This is a genomic window from Gynuella sp. (genome assembly GCF_050297175.1).
In the GTDB taxonomy this organism is placed as follows: domain Bacteria; phylum Pseudomonadota; class Gammaproteobacteria; order Pseudomonadales; family Natronospirillaceae; genus Gynuella.
On the sequence record NZ_JBNKSF010000048.1, the window covers coordinates 1 to 1508 of the forward strand.

Annotated in this window: 1 protein-coding gene and 1 pseudogene; both read left to right on the forward strand. The window is 45.9% G+C overall.

Annotated features, from left to right (window positions below; translation table 11 throughout):
• A pseudogene (locus ACQY6I_RS19715) lies at window positions 1–211 on the forward strand (p-hydroxyphenylacetate 3-hydroxylase oxygenase component); the annotation flags it as partial.
• Window positions 212–341: 130 nt separating this feature from the next.
• Window positions 342–1508, forward strand: a 1167-nt coding sequence (locus ACQY6I_RS19720; RefSeq protein ID WP_428243225.1) for an SLC13 family permease, incomplete at its 3' end; no start/stop codon positions are given.

The following is a 1508-nucleotide window of genomic DNA, read 5'->3' on the forward strand; positions in this document are numbered from 1 at the left end:
TCAGGGATATGCAATCAAGATGTGTGTTGAAGCCGTTAATCGTCTGTTTGAAGTTTCCGGTGGCTCCACCTGGATTCACGATAATGAAATTCAGCGTATCTGGCGCGATGTGAATATGACCGCGGCACATGCCTATACAGATTACGATGTTTGCAAACAAATCCTCGGGCGTTCTCTGATGGGGATGGAACCCGATCCTACGATGGTATAATCGCACTCTGGTTAACAAACCCGCGCATAACGCGGGTTTTTTTTCGTCTTCAAATACTGCTATTCAAAATTGTCTGAGTTATCCTTCTTCAAACACTTCAAACATCTGATCTAAATACGAGTTTTCCTACATGACGAATGAGCAGGCAATTTTATTTTCCTTAATGGTAGCAGTTCTAGGTATGTTGTTATGGGGAAAGTGGCGCTATGACCTGGTGGCTTTTTCTGCTCTAGTTATCGGGCTTGTTCTACAGGTTATTCCGCTTGATCAGGCATTCTCTGGCTTCGGACATCCTGCGGTTATTATCATAGCATTGGTGTTGATCGTGTCGCGCGCGCTCTCTCAGTCAGGTGCTATCGAGATGCTGACAAGCCGTGTGATCGATGCAAAACGACCTTTATCCTTACATATTGCATCTATGGGTTTTCTGGGTGCTGTACTTTCCGCATTTATGAATAATGTGGCAGCTCTGGCACTATTAATGCCAGTAGATATCCAGGCCGCAAATAAAGCAAAGCGATCTCCAGCCCTTTCGCTGATGCCACTGTCATTTGCCACTATTCTTGGGGGAATGGTGACCTTAATCGGTACACCACCGAATATTGTTATCTCGCAATTTCGCGAAACGGCTCTGGGGGAACCTTATAACATGTTTGATTTTGCGCCTGTTGGACTGGGTGCTGCAGTTGCTGGTCTTGTTTTCGTATCTCTGATCGGTTGGCGTCTGGTACCAGCTGATCGCTCCAAACATAATGCTGCCAATGAACTTAGTAATCTTGAAGGTTATGTGCTTGAGATTGGGGTAGAGGAGGGCTCCAGTGCTATCGGCCAGACCATTAAAGAACTGAATGATCTGGCTGAGGAGAATGATGTAATGATTCTAGGGCTTGTTCGTAACGGAAAACGATTGCCCGGGAGAGCGCTACGAGAACCCATTAAAAAAGGTGACTTACTCGTTTTGGAAGCGGGTCCGAAAGCAATGGAGAGCTTTGCTTCTGCGCTTAAACTTTCTTACTCTCGATCTGAAAAACATAATGGCGCTATGGCAGGTACATTATCCATGGTGGAAGCCACCGTGCCTCTGGAATCTCGTATCACGGGACGTTCCGCACTGGATATTCGTTTGCTTTATCGTCATGGCATTATGTTGCTTGGCGTCTCCAGGGCAGGGCAATCATTTCGAGATAGAGTGCGTAAGTTGATCATTCAACCTGGTGATGTTTTATTGCTGATGGGGCATGAAGAAGAAATAGATGAAGTCATAAAATGGTTAGGAGTTATGCCGCTTGCTCCACGT